Source organism: Elioraea sp. (assembly GCF_022842375.1).
Classification (GTDB): Bacteria; Pseudomonadota; Alphaproteobacteria; order Acetobacterales; family Acetobacteraceae; genus Elioraea_A.
In genome coordinates this window covers 90,300-104,942 of the sequence record NZ_JALHPR010000002.1, presented here as the reverse complement: position 1 = coordinate 104,942, position 14,643 = coordinate 90,300, and the positions used below count along the sequence as shown (strand labels likewise).

General features: G+C 65.5%; 14 protein-coding genes. 10 read left to right on the top strand and 4 right to left on the bottom strand.

The genetic code is table 11. The annotated features are described in order from the left end of the window. Positions 1 to 23: 23 nt before the first annotated feature. Positions 24 to 1,013: a TAXI family TRAP transporter solute-binding subunit gene (locus Q0C38_RS02260; protein ID WP_291295429.1), complete on the bottom strand. Its 990-nt coding sequence runs from the start codon at positions 1,011 to 1,013 to the stop codon at positions 24 to 26. 181 nt (positions 1,014 to 1,194) lie between these two features. On the opposite strand from Q0C38_RS02260, the gene Q0C38_RS02255 reads away from it, so the two are divergent. Both Q0C38_RS02255 and Q0C38_RS02250 read left to right on the top strand, forming a co-directional pair. Beyond that, positions 1,195 to 1,866, top strand: coding sequence for a GntR family transcriptional regulator (locus Q0C38_RS02255; RefSeq protein ID WP_291295428.1), 672 nt, complete (start codon positions 1,195 to 1,197; stop codon positions 1,864 to 1,866). 530 nt (positions 1,867 to 2,396) lie between these two features. Next, a complete protein-coding gene (locus Q0C38_RS02250) occupies positions 2,397 to 3,593 on the top strand; it encodes an amidohydrolase (protein ID WP_291295427.1) in 1,197 nt (398 codons plus the stop codon). A gap of 473 nt (positions 3,594 to 4,066) precedes the next feature. Here Q0C38_RS02250 and Q0C38_RS02245 read toward each other — a convergent pair whose 3' ends face one another. Further along, positions 4,067 to 5,212 carry a linear amide C-N hydrolase gene (locus Q0C38_RS02245; protein WP_291295426.1) on the bottom strand — a complete coding sequence of 382 codons (1,146 nt, stop codon included), beginning with the start codon at positions 5,210 to 5,212 and terminating at the stop codon, positions 4,067 to 4,069. A gap of 33 nt (positions 5,213 to 5,245) precedes the next feature. Continuing rightward, entirely contained in the window at positions 5,246 to 6,202 is a 957-nt protein-coding gene (locus Q0C38_RS02240) for a hypothetical protein (protein ID WP_291295425.1), read from the bottom strand. Between the two features lie 659 nt (positions 6,203 to 6,861). Here Q0C38_RS02240 and Q0C38_RS02230 point away from each other — a divergent pair. The 8 genes from Q0C38_RS02230 to Q0C38_RS02195 all read left to right on the top strand — a co-directional run bounded on the left by Q0C38_RS02230 (position 6,862) and on the right by Q0C38_RS02195 (position 14,071). After that, the gene (locus Q0C38_RS02230) at positions 6,862 to 8,262 is read left to right on the top strand and encodes a rhodanese-like domain-containing protein (protein ID WP_291295424.1); all 1,401 of its coding nucleotides are present in this window, start codon (positions 6,862 to 6,864) and stop codon (positions 8,260 to 8,262) included. Beyond that, on the top strand, positions 8,259 to 8,870 hold the full coding sequence (locus Q0C38_RS02225; protein ID WP_291295423.1) for a YeeE/YedE thiosulfate transporter family protein: 612 nt from the start codon (positions 8,259 to 8,261) through the stop codon (positions 8,868 to 8,870). The genes Q0C38_RS02230 and Q0C38_RS02225 overlap by 4 nt, the downstream gene beginning before the upstream one ends. Positions 8,871 to 8,874: 4 nt before the next feature. After that, a complete protein-coding gene (locus Q0C38_RS02220) occupies positions 8,875 to 9,459 on the top strand; it encodes a DUF6691 family protein (protein WP_291295422.1) in 585 nt (194 codons plus the stop codon). 277 nt (positions 9,460 to 9,736) lie between these two features. Beyond that, a complete protein-coding gene (locus tag Q0C38_RS02215) occupies positions 9,737 to 10,726 on the top strand; it encodes an NAD(P)/FAD-dependent oxidoreductase (RefSeq protein ID WP_291295421.1) in 990 nt (329 codons plus the stop codon). Between the two features lie 395 nt (positions 10,727 to 11,121). Next, positions 11,122 to 11,796: a hypothetical protein gene (locus tag Q0C38_RS02210; protein ID WP_291295420.1), complete on the top strand. Its 675-nt coding sequence runs from the start codon at positions 11,122 to 11,124 to the stop codon at positions 11,794 to 11,796. Next, entirely contained in the window at positions 11,793 to 12,188 is a 396-nt protein-coding gene (locus tag Q0C38_RS02205; protein ID WP_291295419.1) for a phage holin family protein, read from the top strand. The genes Q0C38_RS02210 and Q0C38_RS02205 overlap by 4 nt, the downstream gene beginning before the upstream one ends. Further along, positions 12,185 to 13,030: a DUF3618 domain-containing protein gene (locus Q0C38_RS02200; protein ID WP_291295418.1), complete on the top strand. Its 846-nt coding sequence runs from the start codon at positions 12,185 to 12,187 to the stop codon at positions 13,028 to 13,030. Before Q0C38_RS02205 ends, Q0C38_RS02200 begins: the two co-directional genes overlap by 4 nt. Before the next feature lie 66 nt (positions 13,031 to 13,096). Further along, positions 13,097 to 14,071 carry a YihY/virulence factor BrkB family protein gene (locus Q0C38_RS02195; protein WP_291295417.1) on the top strand — a complete coding sequence of 325 codons (975 nt, stop codon included), beginning with the start codon at positions 13,097 to 13,099 and terminating at the stop codon, positions 14,069 to 14,071. Positions 14,072 to 14,120: 49 nt separating this feature from the next. Here Q0C38_RS02195 and Q0C38_RS02190 read toward each other — a convergent pair whose 3' ends face one another. Beyond that, complete coding sequence (locus Q0C38_RS02190) at positions 14,121 to 14,492, bottom strand: cation:proton antiporter (RefSeq protein ID WP_291295416.1); 372 nt, start codon at positions 14,490 to 14,492, stop codon at positions 14,121 to 14,123. Positions 14,493 to 14,643: the final 151 nt, after the last annotated feature.

The following is a 14,643-nucleotide window of genomic DNA, read 5'->3' as shown; positions in this document are numbered from 1 at the left end:
CCCGCATCGGCTGCCGGCCCCGGCTACAGCAGCCCTTTCTCCTTCAGGTACCGCTCCGCGCCAGGATGGAACGGAATGACGCCCTTGATACCCCGGGTTGCTGTTTCGGTAGTCCACTCACGGCCGAGTGCGTGTGCGGCCGAAAGCTCGCGCTGGTTCTCGAGCAAGGCCTTTGTAATCGCATACGTGGTTGCCTCGTCCACACGGTCCCCGGCAACGAGAATCGTCGCGACGCCGAAGCTGCCCGGAAGATCACGGTCGTGCCCGCGATAGACGCCGCCCGGCAACACCGCGCGGGACCAGTATGGGTACTGCTCAAGCAAACGATCGAGCACGTTCGGATCCGGATTGATGAACACCACATTTGCGCTGTCGGTGCTCGTAATGTCGGTGATCGCACCGGTCGGGGCAGCGGTGATGTTGATGACTGCGTGGACCCGCCCATCCTTCAGCGCGCCCGTACCGTCCGCATGGCCCAGATACTCCGGCCGCCAGTCCTGGTTCATCTTGAGGCCGTGCGCCTCGAGCACAATCTGGCCGATCTCGTTGCCGATCGAACCTGCGCCGCCGAGCGACACGCGTTTGCCGCGGAGGTCGGCAATCGACGTGATGTTGTTTCGCCGCAGTGTGTAGAGGTGCCAGATGATCATGTGACCGCCGATCAAGCCTTGAAAGCTCGTCACCGGATTGCCCTGGAACGCGCCGCGCCCGTTCATGGCCATGAAGGCCTGGTCAGTGGTGGATAATGCGAGGTCGACGCGGCGGCTGCGTAGGAGATTGAGGTTGTCGTTCGTGCCGCCGGTGACCTCGGTATTCACGTTGAGCATCGGGTAGTGGCGCGTGATCACGGTCGCCATCGCGCTGCCAAGTGGATACCAGGAGCCGCCGACACTCGACGTGGCCAGTGATAGGAACTGCCGCCGCGGCGCTGCCACTTGCGCGTTCGCGCCGCCTGTCTTGAAGATGGCTGCGCTCGCAGCGAGCGCACCAATGGCACGTCGTGTGATGACCATTTCTTCCTCCTCCCATCGTTATGCGTCGCGGCAAGATCCGGCCTGCCTCGCGCGCACTTCTGTGCGCGAGGATCATACGGTTCGCTGTGATCGAAGATCAAGCATCAAAGGCAGGTGGTGTACCGGCGGCTGGCAAATGGTATGAGCAGGCCCGCCCACTCGAATCAGGGTTCGCTTCACAATGGATGGGACGATTCAACCAGTGTTACAGCGGGTCGATACGGCAACGCTGCACGACCGCGTTTACCAGGAGGTCCGGCGCGCCATCATGGCGGGGCTATACGCTCCGGGGCAGACACTGAGCCTCAATCAGATTTCCCAGGTGCTCGGCACCAGCGTGATGCCTGTTCGCGAGGCCCTGCGGCGTCTTGCGGCCGAGCGGGCCGTGGAGATTCTTCCCAAACGCGGCGTGCAGATCCCAGCCATAACGCGGGAGAAATACGCGGAACTTGGTCGTGTTCGCCTGCACATGGAAGGTATGGCGACGGAGATCGCAGCTCCGACGATCACATCGTCCGAGCTGGATGCACTCGAAATCGCCTGTGACGAAATGAACGAGATCGCATTGGATCCGACGAAGTGGCAGGCCTACGTGGTGCGCAACCACGAATTTCACTTCGCCATCTATCGCGGCGGCCGCCCACACGTTTTGTTGCCAATCATTGAGAGCCTGTGGCTTCAGTCTGGCCCGCTGCTGAGCCTCTACCGGGAGCGCGGCGTCGTAAAGAAGCGTGGCCTTCATGAGGCGGTAATTGCAGCGCTGCGAGCGCGGGATCCCGTGGCCGCTCGGATTGCCATGCAACGGGATGTTCAAAACGGAATCGATTTTATTTCTTCTGTCGCGCCATTCTGAGTGCGGCTGTCGTCAACACACGGGCCGGCAGGGCTACAGAGGCCACGCGAAACTTGTTCACCCGCGCCGATAGTGACGGCTCGGGGGGGGGGGGATTTCAGGCGCTGCCATAGCGCGCCGTCCACGCCCACGCTTCTTGAACCGAAAATCTCGGTTCAGCACAAAGGCGACGCTCGTGTTGTCGGTGGACGTGGGGGATGGTGTCATCGCTTTGGACGGGGGAGGGGAGGTCTGCGCTGGCCAGGTACTCGGCACAGGCGCGGCCGACGACGCGGTTGGTGAACTCGTTCGCGCTCGTGCCCAGATCGACGCCGCTCGGCTGCCGGGGGGACTACCGTCACAGGCTGCGTGGTGACCAGCTGCTCTTTTCGTAGGGTCGGCCGTTGGACCCTTGTCGGCTCGTACGCTGTCCGGCTTGGGCGAACAGGGCGCATGTCCGAGCGACGTCCTGCGTGCATCACCTTGCCGGGCTCCGGAAGCCTGGGCGACACTCAGCGTTTCGCAATCGGTTCTACCGCGGAGTTCGTGCAATGACCGCCGCCGACATCCTGCTCAACAATGTCCGCCTGCCTGACGGCCGACAGGGCATGGCAATTGCCATCGAGGGCACGCGCATCGCCGCCATCATTCCCCCGGATGGCCCCATGCCCCAGGCCGGTACGGTCCATGATCTCGGCGGCGATCTCGTGCTGCCCGCACTGACCGACGGGCACATGCACCTCGACAAGACGCTGTTCGGCTTGCCCTGGATGCCGCATCGCGCGCAGCCCTTCCGCATGAGCCGCATCGAAACCGACCAGGAGACGCTGCCGGCCCTGCCGCTGCCGACGGCCGCGCGTGCGGGCGCGCTGATCCACCGCTGCGTGGCCCATGGCACCGGCCATATTCGGACTCATGCTGACATCACCCCCGCCTTCAAGCTGAGTGCCCTCGAAGGCGTGCTGGCGGCGCGGGAGGCGCACGCGCATCTCGCCAGCATCCAGATCGTGGCTTTTCCGCAGGCCGGCGTGATGCGCGTCCCTGGTGTCGCCGCACTGCTCGATGATGCGATCCGCGCCGGCGCCGACCTGGTCGGCGGCATCGATCCATCCGAGGTTGACCGCGACGCGCGCGGCCAGCTCGACACCATCTTCGGCATCGCCGAGCGACATGGGGTCGGCATCGATATCCATCTGCACGAGCCGGGCGAACTCGGCCTCTACGCCGTGCAGGAGATCTGCGCTCGTACGCGCGCGCTTGGCATGCAGGGAAAGGTGACGATCAGCCACGGCTTCTGCCTCGGCGGCGTCGCTGAGAGCAAGCAGAAGGCAGCAGCCGAGCTGATGGCAGAAGCCGGCGTTGCGTTGGCGAGCCATGGCGCTGGCGGCGCCACGCTGCCGCCGCTCTTTGCGCTCGCTGGTGCTGGCGTGCGTGTGTTCTGCGGCAATGACGATGTGCGCGACACCTGGAGCCCCTACGGCAACGGCGACATGCTGGAGCGCGCGGCGATCATCGGCTGGCGCGTCGATGTCCGTCACGACACCCTGCTGGAGCAGTTGTTCGCCATGTGCTCCTCCGTCGGCGCAGAGGTGCTCGGCATCGCCGGCCACGGAATCGCCGTTGGCAAGGAGGCGAGTTTCTTCACCATCCCGGCCGAGACCATTGGCGAGGCGATTGGCCAGCATCCGCCACGGCGCCTGGTGTTCTTCCGAGGCCGCCTCGTCGCGCAGGACGGCACCATCCTGTGATCGCTGCGCGCATGGCAACCCCGCGCGCGCTCTCCGGGGACGTGTCCCGTGTCGTCGCGGTGAGACGCGGCGACGCTGACAGGAAGCGTGCCGTTCGTGAGCAGGTATCGCGCCATCCCGAAGATCTCACTGATCGTCTCGGCCCGAAACCGCGCGGACTGTGAGTCCGCAGGCGACGGCTCGCTCGTGATCGGAGCCGGCGGGGCGAGCTGGCGGATCGTTACGGCGCCCGTCTCTGCTTCCATCCTTCGCGGCGGGGCTGACAGGGGCGGTTGCCGCCTGACCTCAGGGTCCATCTTCCCAACTGAAGGTCGGCGCTCGCGCCCATGAAGGCGCCGGGAGAATCACGTCATCAACGCATTCAGCCGGGTGAAAGACGGCACGCGGCAGAGGCAGCGTCCTGACGCTGTGCCACGCAGAGGCCGCGTTCGGCGGTCCAGAGCGGCTTCGCGGCGAAAAGCCGCTCTGGGCCTTCAGCGGCGGTTCATGCCGAAGACGAACGGCGTCGCCGCCTGAAGCTGGCCGCTCACGTCGCCGGCGAGGGTGAAGATCCTTCGCTCGACCTGCAGCTCCATCTCCGGCCGTCCCTTGCTGAAGTCGATCCTGTCGAAATCGATCCAGACCACGTTGGGCGCGTAGGTGCTCTCGAAGAAGTAACGCCCGCCGGTCAGGTCGATCACGGTGCGGAAGATGGTGCTGGCGACGTTCGGCCTGTCGGGGTCGCCCAGTCCGAAGGGCACCGACACGTTCCGGATCACGCTGAACATGAACGCCGCGCCCTCCGCGCGGCTCGTCGGCTGCGGCAGGCCGTTGGCATAGTAGGCGGCGCGGACGAAGCGGTCGGTCGGCGTGCGCTCGCCGGGCAGGGGCAGGTCCCCGCCGAAGGTGCGATACTGCCGCAGGTTCTCGATCTGCTTGTCGAAGGTCGGCTCGTTGGTCATGACCGTGTGGCGGCGGTCGTGGTAGATCCGCGCCTCGCCATTGATGTATTCGATCACGGCGGAATCGCCGGTCCGGTCGGATAGCGCCAGGTGCACCAGGGTCGGGTAGCCATTCGGCAGGATCAGCGGCTCGATCTGGAAAGTGAAGGACCGCTGCGCCTCGACGGCCTCGGCGACGGTTGCGAAGTTGTCCAGGTAGTACTGGACCCATTGCATGACGCCGATCGCCTCGCGCTTGGTGTCGCGCTCCCCGAACGCGGCCTCGACGGCCAGGTACAGGGCGTGGCCGGCGAGGCCCCGCTCGTTCACCCCCTCATGCGTGCCGCTGTCATAGGCCGTCAGGACCACGCTGCCGTAGCGGGAGGTCCACCTGTGGGGGTTCTCCGCCACCGCGCCGGTGCGCTCGATGCCGCGCGGAAAGACGCGAAAGGCCGAGTTGGCGCGCTCGGTCCAGTCCTGCGTCCGTCCGACGAAGACCTGGTTGTCGGTGGACGCCCAGAGGACGCGCGTGCAGGACAGGGCGCTTTCCGTCGCGAACAGCCCCACGAGGACAGCGGCGACGGCAGGCGTGAGCTTCTTCGACATCGGACACCTTTCGCGCTGGCCGATGCGCGCGGCCTGCAGGATTGCGAGAACGCGTTCAATCCTATCCGGCGCGACGCAGCGCGCAGCATGCAACCGCGCGTGGCGGCACTTTTTTGCGTGACGGTGTCAGACGGACCCGGCGGGCCACGCGGCCGCGCAGGCCGCGTCGAGCCGCGCGGCAAGCCCGGGCTCGCGGACCAGCAGCGCCATCACATCGAGCGCCAGTTCCCAGCGCAGCATCATCGCCGAGGCCATGCGCCCGACCCGTTCGCGCGCCATCGGCGTGGCCGCGACGGTCTTCCCCCGAGCGATCCAGCCGGTGCGCTCGGCCCGTGCCAGGGTGTTGCGGATGGTCATGGCTGTCACCCCGGTGCGCCCCGCCGCCGCCGCCACCACCGCGGCCCGGTGCTTCGATCCATCGAGCAGCGCATCGAGCACGAGATAGGCGAAGCTGCGGCGCAGGAAGAGCGGATCGGGCGGCGTGCCCGGCGGCCCGTAGGAGGCCAGCAGCATCCGGCAGCGCAGCCGTTCGAAGGCGGGCTTGGCCGCCGGCGGCAGCTCGGGCACGGGCCGCCCGATCGCCTCCGCCACCGCCGCGAGATAGCCGGCGTTGCGCGCCTCGATGGCGGCGACGACCCCTGGCGCGAGGTCGAGCAGCAGCCCACGCATCCCGGGCGCCGGCTTCCTCCGGACGAGGTCGCCGGTGGCGATGGCGCGCTGCAGCGTGTTGCGCACCATGCGCTCCGACAGCCCGGACAGGCCGGGCAGCTCCTTCTGCGCTACCGGTAGCGGCGCCCCGTTCAGCCAGGAGGAGCGCAATGCGATGGCGGTGAGCAGCAGCACATAGGCCTGCTCGCGCAGCCAGAACCGGGCATGGCGGTCGCGCCCGGTCATGTAGCGGATGCGCGGATCGGCCATCAGGCGCCGCACCGGCGGCGAGCCGAGATCGGCCGGTGGCGGCCCATCCCGCAGCACCGTGCCGTTGGCGCAGGCGGCCCAGTGCAGCGGCAGGATGCGACCGACCAGGACCCTGAGCCTGTCGGTTTCCTCGGCCATCATGCCTTGCTGATCGGTCTGCGCCATCGCTCGGACCATAACAGAGCGCGGCGTCATCAAGAGACCTTCCGCGTCGAGCACCTGGGAGAGCAGGCTTCGAGTCCGATGCGGCCGATCGTCCGTATCTTTGGCGCGCGCTTGCGACGCGACAAGGATGTCGCTCATCCCGCGGAATGATGGGAGCGTCCGCTTGATCACCTGCGCCGCCAGCGGTGCTGCCGTTAAGCGATCACGCTTCATTGCGGATTAGACGATTGGCATCCGGAAGGAGCAAGAGGCCGGCCCTGCGAAGCGCGACGTTCTACATGTGGAAGGCCAGGTATGGCGGGCTCCAGGCCGCGGATGCGCGGCGTCTGACGGGGTCGGAGGACGAGGGCGTCTCGCTCCCGCCCGTATTCCAGCGCCCACGGCGACGGTCACGCGCGATCGGGTCCTGCGGTTGCCGCGGACCAACAAGGATCGCCACAAGCAACCTCGCCTGGCGTGAGGTGTTTCACCAAAAGCGAGTGGACGCGCCTTTCCGGCAGAGGCTGATCGTCGGTTCGGCACTGGCGTTGTGTGACGCCGCCCGAGGTGCGGGTTTGTCACCTCGGCGCTTCGTTGCAGCGCCCGGTGTCGCGGCCGGTCCTCTGCACTTGGCGGCTCGGCGCGGCCAACAGGGGCCTACCGGGATGAGGAGTTGACGCATGGCCCTGATATTCGAGCGCATTCAGACAGAAGGCATCGCCGTCCTGTCATACCTGATCGGAGACGACAGTGACGGCGTCGCGGCCGTCTTCGACCCCACCTGGGATGTCGACAAGTACGTCGACTTGGCCCGGCAAAAAAGTGTCACGATCACGCATATCTTCGAGACGCATATCCATGCCGACCTGGTCAGCGGTGCACGTGAGCTGTGCGCCCGGGCTGGTTCGGCGAAGATCTTCCTGAGCGAGGAAGGTGGCGCGAGCTACGGCTTTGTGCACGAGACGATCCGGGACGGCGACCGTTTCGAGATCGGCAAGACTCTCGTCACGGTCAGGCACACGCCGGGGCACACGCCGGAGCATGTCTCTTTCCTGCTTGCCGACAGGTCCCATCCCGAGACGCCATGGGGTGTCCTCACGGGTGATTCGCTGTTCGTCAATTCCGCCGGGCGGCCGGATCTGCTCGGCGAGGGCGAAAGCAAGAAGCTGGCGGAGCAGCTCTTCCATACGCTGCAGGATTTCTACAAGGCCCTGCCCGACGGAGTCCTCCTCTACCCAGCGCACGGGGCCGGATCACCCTGCGGCGCCGATATCGGGGACCGCCTGGAAAGCAGCATCGGCTACGAGCGGCGGCACAACGCCTTCCTCCAATTCGAACACGTGCCGTCCTTTACCGAGTATGCACTCGGCACCGCACCGCCCGTGCCTCACTACTACCCGCTCATGAAGCAGGTGAATGCCCGTGGGCCGGAGATCCTGGGGAGCCTGCCGCGGGTTCCCGGCCTGCCGCCCAAGGCCTTTAGGCAGGCGGCGCAGGACGGTGCCGGAGTGGTGGTGGATACGCGGTCGATGCTTGGCTTCGGTGGAGGCCACATCGAAGGCGCCCTGAACATCGGCGGCTCGCCGATGCTGTCGATCTGGGCAGGCTGGCTGCTGGATCCCGAGGAACCAATTCTGCTGGTGCTCGACGCCGATACCAAGCTGGAGGAAGTCGTCAAACTCTTCCTGCGGACCGGCTACACCAGGTTCGCCGGCTATCTGGTTGGCGGCATGAAGGCTTGGGATAATGCGGGGTTCCAGCTCGAACACGTCCGGCAAATGACGGTGCACGAGGTGCAGGACGCTGGTGACGCCCTGCAGGTGGTCGACGTCCGTGCGCCCGATGAATGGAAAGGCGGGCACGTTCCCGGCGCGCGCCACATGTTTTTGCCTGAGCTCAGGGAAAAGGCGTCGGAGCTCGACCGCTTGCGCCCGACAGCGATTTATTGCGACAGCGGCTACCGCGCCAGCATCGGCACGAGCATTCTTCAGCAGGAGGGGTTCACCAAGGTTTGCAACATCCCGGGCAGCTGGCAGGCGTGGACGAAGGCGGGATTCCCCGTTGAGGGGAGGGAGCCGTGACGAGATTACCGGCTTCCGTGCGTCATAGCGCCTGGGTCGCCCTTCTGCTTCTGGCAGTTCCGGCGGCGGCCGTCGCCGCGGATCCCGCTGTGGACGCGAGAAACTACGCGGGTCCTGCCTGGTCGCCGTACCTGGTGGGAGCGGGCATCGGCGTGCTGGCCTGGGCCACCTTCTACTTCTCCGACAAGCCTATTGGCGCCTCGTCCTTCTACGCCAGCGTCGCCGGCCTTATCGGCAAGCTCGTCGCCCCGCGGCGGACAGAGAGCCTCGATTATTTCAAAGACAACGCGCCCAGGGTGAACTGGGGGTTCATGTTCGTGGTCGCCGCCGTTCTCGGCGCCGCCGCCGCCGCTTGGCCGGTGGGCGAGCAGACCAACCGGTGGATACCCGAGATGTGGCACGCCCGCTTCGGCGAGAGCATCGCCTTGCGCGGCGCCTTCGCTTTCGTGGGCGGTGGACTGATGGCGTTCGGCGCAAGGTTGGCGGGTGGCTGCACCAGCGGGCATGGCATCAGCGGGACCTTGCAGCTGAATGTCGCGTCGTGGATCGCGGTGATCTGTTTCTTCATCGGCGGCGCCTTCGTCGCCGCCCTTCTTTTCAGGACCTGAGACGATGGCGGAGGTTGTTGGGACCGGCGAGCATGCGGATGCTGCAGCGACGCTGAAAGTGCGCACCATGGTCCAGGGCGCCGTCTTCGGATTTGTCTTCGGCTTCCTCCTGCAGAAGGGCGGGGTCGGCACCTATCACATCCTGGTCGGGCAGCTTCTGTTCCAGGATTGGACGGTCGTGAAGATCATGCTGAGTGCGATCGTCGTCGGCATGGTCGGCGTGTTCGCCCTGCACCATTTCGGTAAGGTCGAGCTGCACATCCAGCCGACACGGCTCGGCCCGAACATTCTGGGCGGCCTGGTGTTCGGCGCGGGCTTCGCGCTGATCGGCTACTGCCCAGGAACGGCGGCGGCCGCGCTTGGGCAGGGGAGCTGGGATGCGCTTTTCGGCATGGCAGGACTAGTCGTCGGATCCTGGGTCTACGCAGAACTTTCGGGCCGCCTCAAGCAAACGGTGGAGCGCTGGGGCGACCTCGGGAAGCTGACGCTGGATGCTGTCCTGCACGTACCCCGTAAGGTGCTGGTCCCGACGGTAGCAGGGACCCTTGTCGTGTTTCTCATCGTCCTCAATGCCCTCGTCGAGCGTTGAGAGTGAACCGGCAACGGCGCTGCAAGGCGACCCGGGCCGACGCCCAGAACCGAGTGCGTGCAGTTTGAAGGCCATCGCTCGAATGCGCTCGATCAGCCAATAGGCGCCAGCGATTTCGACGCCATGGCAGGGCACCACATGGGCTGCCCGTTCACGGAGGATCGGGGGGCACAGCACACGAAGCTATGCTGGCACGAAGGGCGGTCCAGGCCGCTTTGGAACAAGACGAGCACCTGCATCGGGCGGTGTGACCAGCGACCTGCCGAAAGGTTCTCGTATGAGCTTGCTCCAGTCCCTGAAGAACGACTCCCTGAACGCCCTGGATTGCCTGATCGTCGGTGGAGGACCTGCCGGAATGACGGCGGCGCTCTACCTCGCACGCTTCCGTCGGCTTGCGCTGGTGGTGGACGAGGGGGATCCTCGTGCCGCTTGGATTCCCACCAGCCACAACATCCCCTTCTTCGCCGACGGTATCCCGGGCCCGGAGATTCTTGCGCGCGTGCGTGAGCACGCCGGCCGCTACGGTGTCTCGCCGCTCGACGGCCGCGTCTCTGCGCTGCGCAAGTCGGGACGAGAGGGTTTCCGTGCAGAGGTTGAAACGAGGGACGGGAACTGCGAGGTGCAGGCGCGACGGGTGCTTCTCGCCACTGGCGGGATCGATGTCGAGCCCGAGTTGCCGGACCTCCCGGATGCCGTGCGTCGCGGCCTCGTCCGCTATTGCCCGATCTGCGATGGCTTCGAATCACGTGACAGTCGCATCGCGGTGATCGGGCATGGGACGCGCGGCCTGGGCGAGGCAGCCTTCATCGCGCGCACCTACTCGGACGACGTCACGCTGCTGACGCTCGGCCGCCCGCTTGAGCTCCTCCCGCCGGAGCGTGCGCTCGTGGAGCAACACCGCATCCGTCTCGTGGACGAGCCGATCGCGGGGCTCGACGTGCAAGACGGCCGCATCGCGGCCATGCGCACCTGCGGCGGGGCGGAACTGCGCTTCGACATCCTCTACTCGGCGCTCGGGCTGACCTATCGCTCTGGGCTGGCCGGAGCGCTGGGCGCCGAGCGTGACGCCGCTGGTGCGGTGCTGGTGGACGCCAATTGCCAGACGACTGTGAAGGGGCTGTATGCCGTTGGCGACGTGGCGCTCGGGCTCGACCAGATCGTCGTAGGGATGGGCCACGCCGCTGTCGCCGCGACACACATCCATAACCACTGCGCTCCGCCGATCGAAGATGAGCCCGCCTGCATCGGGAGTGCGTCGAGAGAGTGAGTGTCGCGACAATCTGCGTCCGACGCGGCGCGCGATCGCAGCCTTCTCCGTGCGGGCTCCTACACGTTTCCCCATATCGTTGGGCGCGATGCCTTGATGGACCTGGATAAGTCCGCGAGCGCGGATTTCAGCCGCTCGGCGACTACGCCGATTGAGCGCATGCCCGGCACACCGGATTGCCGACGATGCCATCAGCTTGACGAAACGTGATGCCCGCACTGGGAACTGCGGCTGCGCGCGTCGTTTTGTTCGAAGGGCCGCTTGTCGACCCCGCATCGCGACAGAGGTCGCTCTCCACGGAGGTAGCGCGCATGGCCACCCGTTCAGATCCAGATCCGCTCGCCAGATCAGCTGACGCCGCGCGAGCGGGGCTCTCTGACGTTAAGGATGGAGCGATGGAATTTGCGGACGACGTGCGGGACAAGGCTGCCGGCGTCGTGGAGCGCGTTGGCGAGAAAGGCGGTGAAGTTTTGGACGCCGCGAAAAGCCGTGTCGAAGGATTGGCTGAGGAAGGCAAGGAGGCCGGAGCCGGAAAGCTGTCAGCGGTAGCGAATGCCATCTTGGCGGCGGCGGATGATCTGGAGGACTCGTCGCCGGAAATCGCACGCCACGTGCGCTCGGCAGCTGACGCCATCGAGGGGATCTCAGGCGCGATGCATCAGCGCAGCTCCGGCCAACTGTTCCACGACTTGTCCGATTTCGCGCGCCGACAACCCACGGCATTCTTCGGTGTCACAGCAATGGCGGGATTCGCTCTCGTTCGGTTTGCCAAGAGTTCGACCGAGCAGTCGTCCGAACGCCCGCGGCGTCAGCATCGCTCCAGGCCGACACAGAACACGGGACCGGGATCGACAAGGCCCGACGAAGGTACGGCTCCGGCGCCGATGACGACGGCCCAGGCGACCCTGCGTGGAGCCGCAGCGCAGCAGCATGGGAAGGGCGCGGCCGGTCCGATACCGACGGGGTTGGTCCCCAGCCACGATCCCGCCCCTGTCGATCCGACGGCATCGCGGATCGGAGAAGATCACGAGGCACCAAAGTCCAAGGACCAGTCGAGGGCACTGTCATGAGCCAGGATACTCAACGCTCGGTTCCCGATCTGCTCGGTGATCTCGTGAGCCAGACGACGACCCTGGTGCGCAAGGAAATTCAGCTCGCTCGCGCGGAGATCAACGAGAAGGTCTCATCGGTCGGCACGGCGGGCGCTTCCATCGGCGCAGGCGCGGTCCTCATGCTCGCGGCACTGATCATCCTGCTGCAGGCGGTAGTCGCGCTCCTTGTCGAATACGCCGGGCTGTCGGCAACGGTGTCCTCGCTGATCGTCGGGGTTGTCGTTGCGATCATCGGATACGCCGTCCTGCGGTCTGGTCTGGGCCGGATGAAGGCGACGAGCTTCGCTCCAGAACGCACGATGAACCAGGTGTCCCGCGATGCAGCGGTCGTCAAGGAGCAGATGCCATGAGCGCGACAACAACGCATCCCGGCAGCAAGTCTGCTGACCAGATCGAGCACGAGGTGGAGCAGACACGCGCCAGCGTATCCGGAACGGTTGACGCGCTTAGGGTCAAGCTACAGCCAGGTCAGATCGTGGATGATGTGGTGGACCGCATCTCAGATTATGCCAAAGGGTCAGGCGGGGCCGACTTCGCTCGCAACCTGGGCGCATCGGTACGTGATAATCCTTTGCCCGTGCTGCTGATTGGCGCTGGGATCGGGTGGCTCCTTCTGTCCAAGCACGCCAGCGGCGCGCCGTCCTCTCAGGGGTCTGCGGGCCATCCCGTGCAAGGCCACGCCGAGGCGCCGGGCGCGGGCGCGTCCCCGTCCGAAGAGCCTGGAGGCGGACGACGGGCGATGGAACGGACATCCGCGCTGGCACGGCGGGCAGTCAGTCGCTGGGATGAAGTTTCAGAAGCCCAACCATTGCTCATCGGTGTCTTCGGCCTCGCACTCGGCGCGGCACTCGCTGCCGTTCTTCCGGGCACCCGGACGGAAGACCGCTTGATGGGAGAAGCGCGCGACGCTGTCATCGGCCGCGTGACCGACAGCGCAACGGCAACGTACGATGAGGTTCGTGCGGTCGTCGGTGAGGAGGCTGAGCAAGCCGCGCAGAAAATCAGCGAGACCTATACCCGTACGAAGGAACAGTTCGATCGGGAAAGGACTGGCGACACGCTGATCAGGGCTGCCGACGATGTCGGCGAGACGCTGGGAGCAGTCGCAAGTGCGGCTGCGTCTCGCATCAATCCTGGCAAGGACGTACCGAGCGGCACCGAGACCTCCGTCCGACCGCCCCCGACATCATGAGCCAGTGAATGCCGTGTAGTTCCGGGGTGGGCATGGTGGCCTTCGATCTTCGGTCCCGTGTCTGGCATGGGAGAATGGCAGCGCAGCCCGTTCATCGATGAGGATGGAAGCGCGATGGGTGGTTTTCGGGCAATGCTGGTGGATGCCGGCGAAGGGTTCATCGCGGATGAGTGTCTGACGCGTGGGGCCGGAATTGCCTATTTCACCCTTTTCTCCGTCGGGCCACTGCTGTTCATCGTCACAGGCATCGCTGAATTGATGTTTGATCGTCAGCAGGTCGACAGCGCGCTTGGCGCGCAGCTGACGAGCATCGTCGGCGAACGAGGTGCTGGCGAGGTCAGAGAGATGGCGGAAGGCGCCCTCGGCGATGCGCGCGGCGGCTTGGCGCTCGCTGCTGGCTTGCTAACGCTGCTCGTCACGGCAAGCGGAGCGTTTGCATCACTTCAGTCGGCATTGAATGCCATTTGGAAAACCGAAGTTCCTGAAGCAGCTTCGATTGTCGAAACAGTTTCCAGACTGGTCAAGGCGAGAGCTGCGGCCCTTGGGCTCGTGGCAACGACCGGGTTCGTCATGATTGCGTCACTCGCGGTCAGCGCCGCCATCTCGTCGCTCGTGACTTGGTTGGAGAGCGCCTTACCCGGTGGCGCAGTGCTCGCTTTCCTCTTGAACACAGCCGTGACCGTCACGATTCTCACCACGTTATTCGCAGCGATCTTCAAATTTCTGCCCGACCGGCAACTGGATTGGGGCGACGTGTCCATCGGAGCACTCGCGACAGCACTCCTGTTCACGATTGGCAAATCGGCTATCGCCTTCTACATCGGGTACACCAGCATTGCGGCCGGATTTGGCGCAGCTGGAGCCCTCATTGTCCTGCTTGTATGGATATACTATTCATCGCTGATATTTCTGGCTGGAGCTGAGTTTACGCGCGCCTGGGCCAACCGACACGGAAGCAGGCGCGCTGCGCCGGTGCCCGCCAGGTCGGACGACAACACTCAGCCGACACAACTCGAGCAGGGCGTCCCGCGCGCGGGGTGACTTGCGCCGCCCGCATGACAGCGGGAACGTCGATCGTGGACCTGCTCCATTAACGCGCGCCGCAACGTCGTGGCGAGCTCGTCCCGATCAGGATGACGAAAGCAGCGACGGGACGCAGCGCTGGCAACGTCACCAAAGCGACAGCGATCGCTGCCCACTCGATCGACCCGAGTACCAAGCCCTCTGCGATAGCCGCACCGAAGCACACGAGGACGGGTGTGATCGCCACACGCTCGATCCGTTCGGCAAACGCGTGCAACTCCTCGTGATACCTGTGAGCACACCCCGCCGCGCGCAGGGTCACTGCGGCGGCGAAGACAGCAACGAACCCGTAGCGGTAGATCTCGGCGACGCCATAGGAAAGCAGCGTTAGCCCGAGTGCGACCAACCCGTCATTCGTGTCGGAAAGCTGTAGCTTCACCGGGAGGCTGAACAGCCTTCTTTTGTCGCCCTGCCCAGCCCAATCTCCGGTCGGACAGCAATCACTAACCTGTGCCGCTGGCCGCTGGCGCCGTCCCGCCAGTTCTTCCTATGCAAAGGCCGTCGGATGCTGGATAGCCTACCTCCCAGTT

Coding starts and splice junctions, on each gene's coding strand:
- Q0C38_RS02200 (WP_291295418.1), top strand. CDS start 12,185: ATGAGCGCGACAACAACGCATCCCGGCAGCAAGTCTGCTGACCAGATC.
- Q0C38_RS02220 (WP_291295422.1), top strand. CDS start 8,875: ATGGCGGAGGTTGTTGGGACCGGCGAGCATGCGGATGCTGCAGCGACG.
- Q0C38_RS02210 (WP_291295420.1), top strand. CDS start 11,122: ATGGAATTTGCGGACGACGTGCGGGACAAGGCTGCCGGCGTCGTGGAG.
- Q0C38_RS02230 (WP_291295424.1), top strand. CDS start 6,862: ATGGCCCTGATATTCGAGCGCATTCAGACAGAAGGCATCGCCGTCCTG.
- Q0C38_RS02205 (WP_291295419.1), top strand. CDS start 11,793: ATGAGCCAGGATACTCAACGCTCGGTTCCCGATCTGCTCGGTGATCTC.
- Q0C38_RS02215 (WP_291295421.1), top strand. CDS start 9,737: ATGAGCTTGCTCCAGTCCCTGAAGAACGACTCCCTGAACGCCCTGGAT.
- Q0C38_RS02255 (WP_291295428.1), top strand. CDS start 1,195: ATGGATGGGACGATTCAACCAGTGTTACAGCGGGTCGATACGGCAACG.
- Q0C38_RS02260 (WP_291295429.1), bottom strand. CDS start 1,013: ATGGTCATCACACGACGTGCCATTGGTGCGCTCGCTGCGAGCGCAGCC.
- Q0C38_RS02250 (WP_291295427.1), top strand. CDS start 2,397: ATGACCGCCGCCGACATCCTGCTCAACAATGTCCGCCTGCCTGACGGC.
- Q0C38_RS02240 (WP_291295425.1), bottom strand. CDS start 6,202: ATGGCGCAGACCGATCAGCAAGGCATGATGGCCGAGGAAACCGACAGG.
- Q0C38_RS02195 (WP_291295417.1), top strand. CDS start 13,097: ATGGGAGAATGGCAGCGCAGCCCGTTCATCGATGAGGATGGAAGCGCG.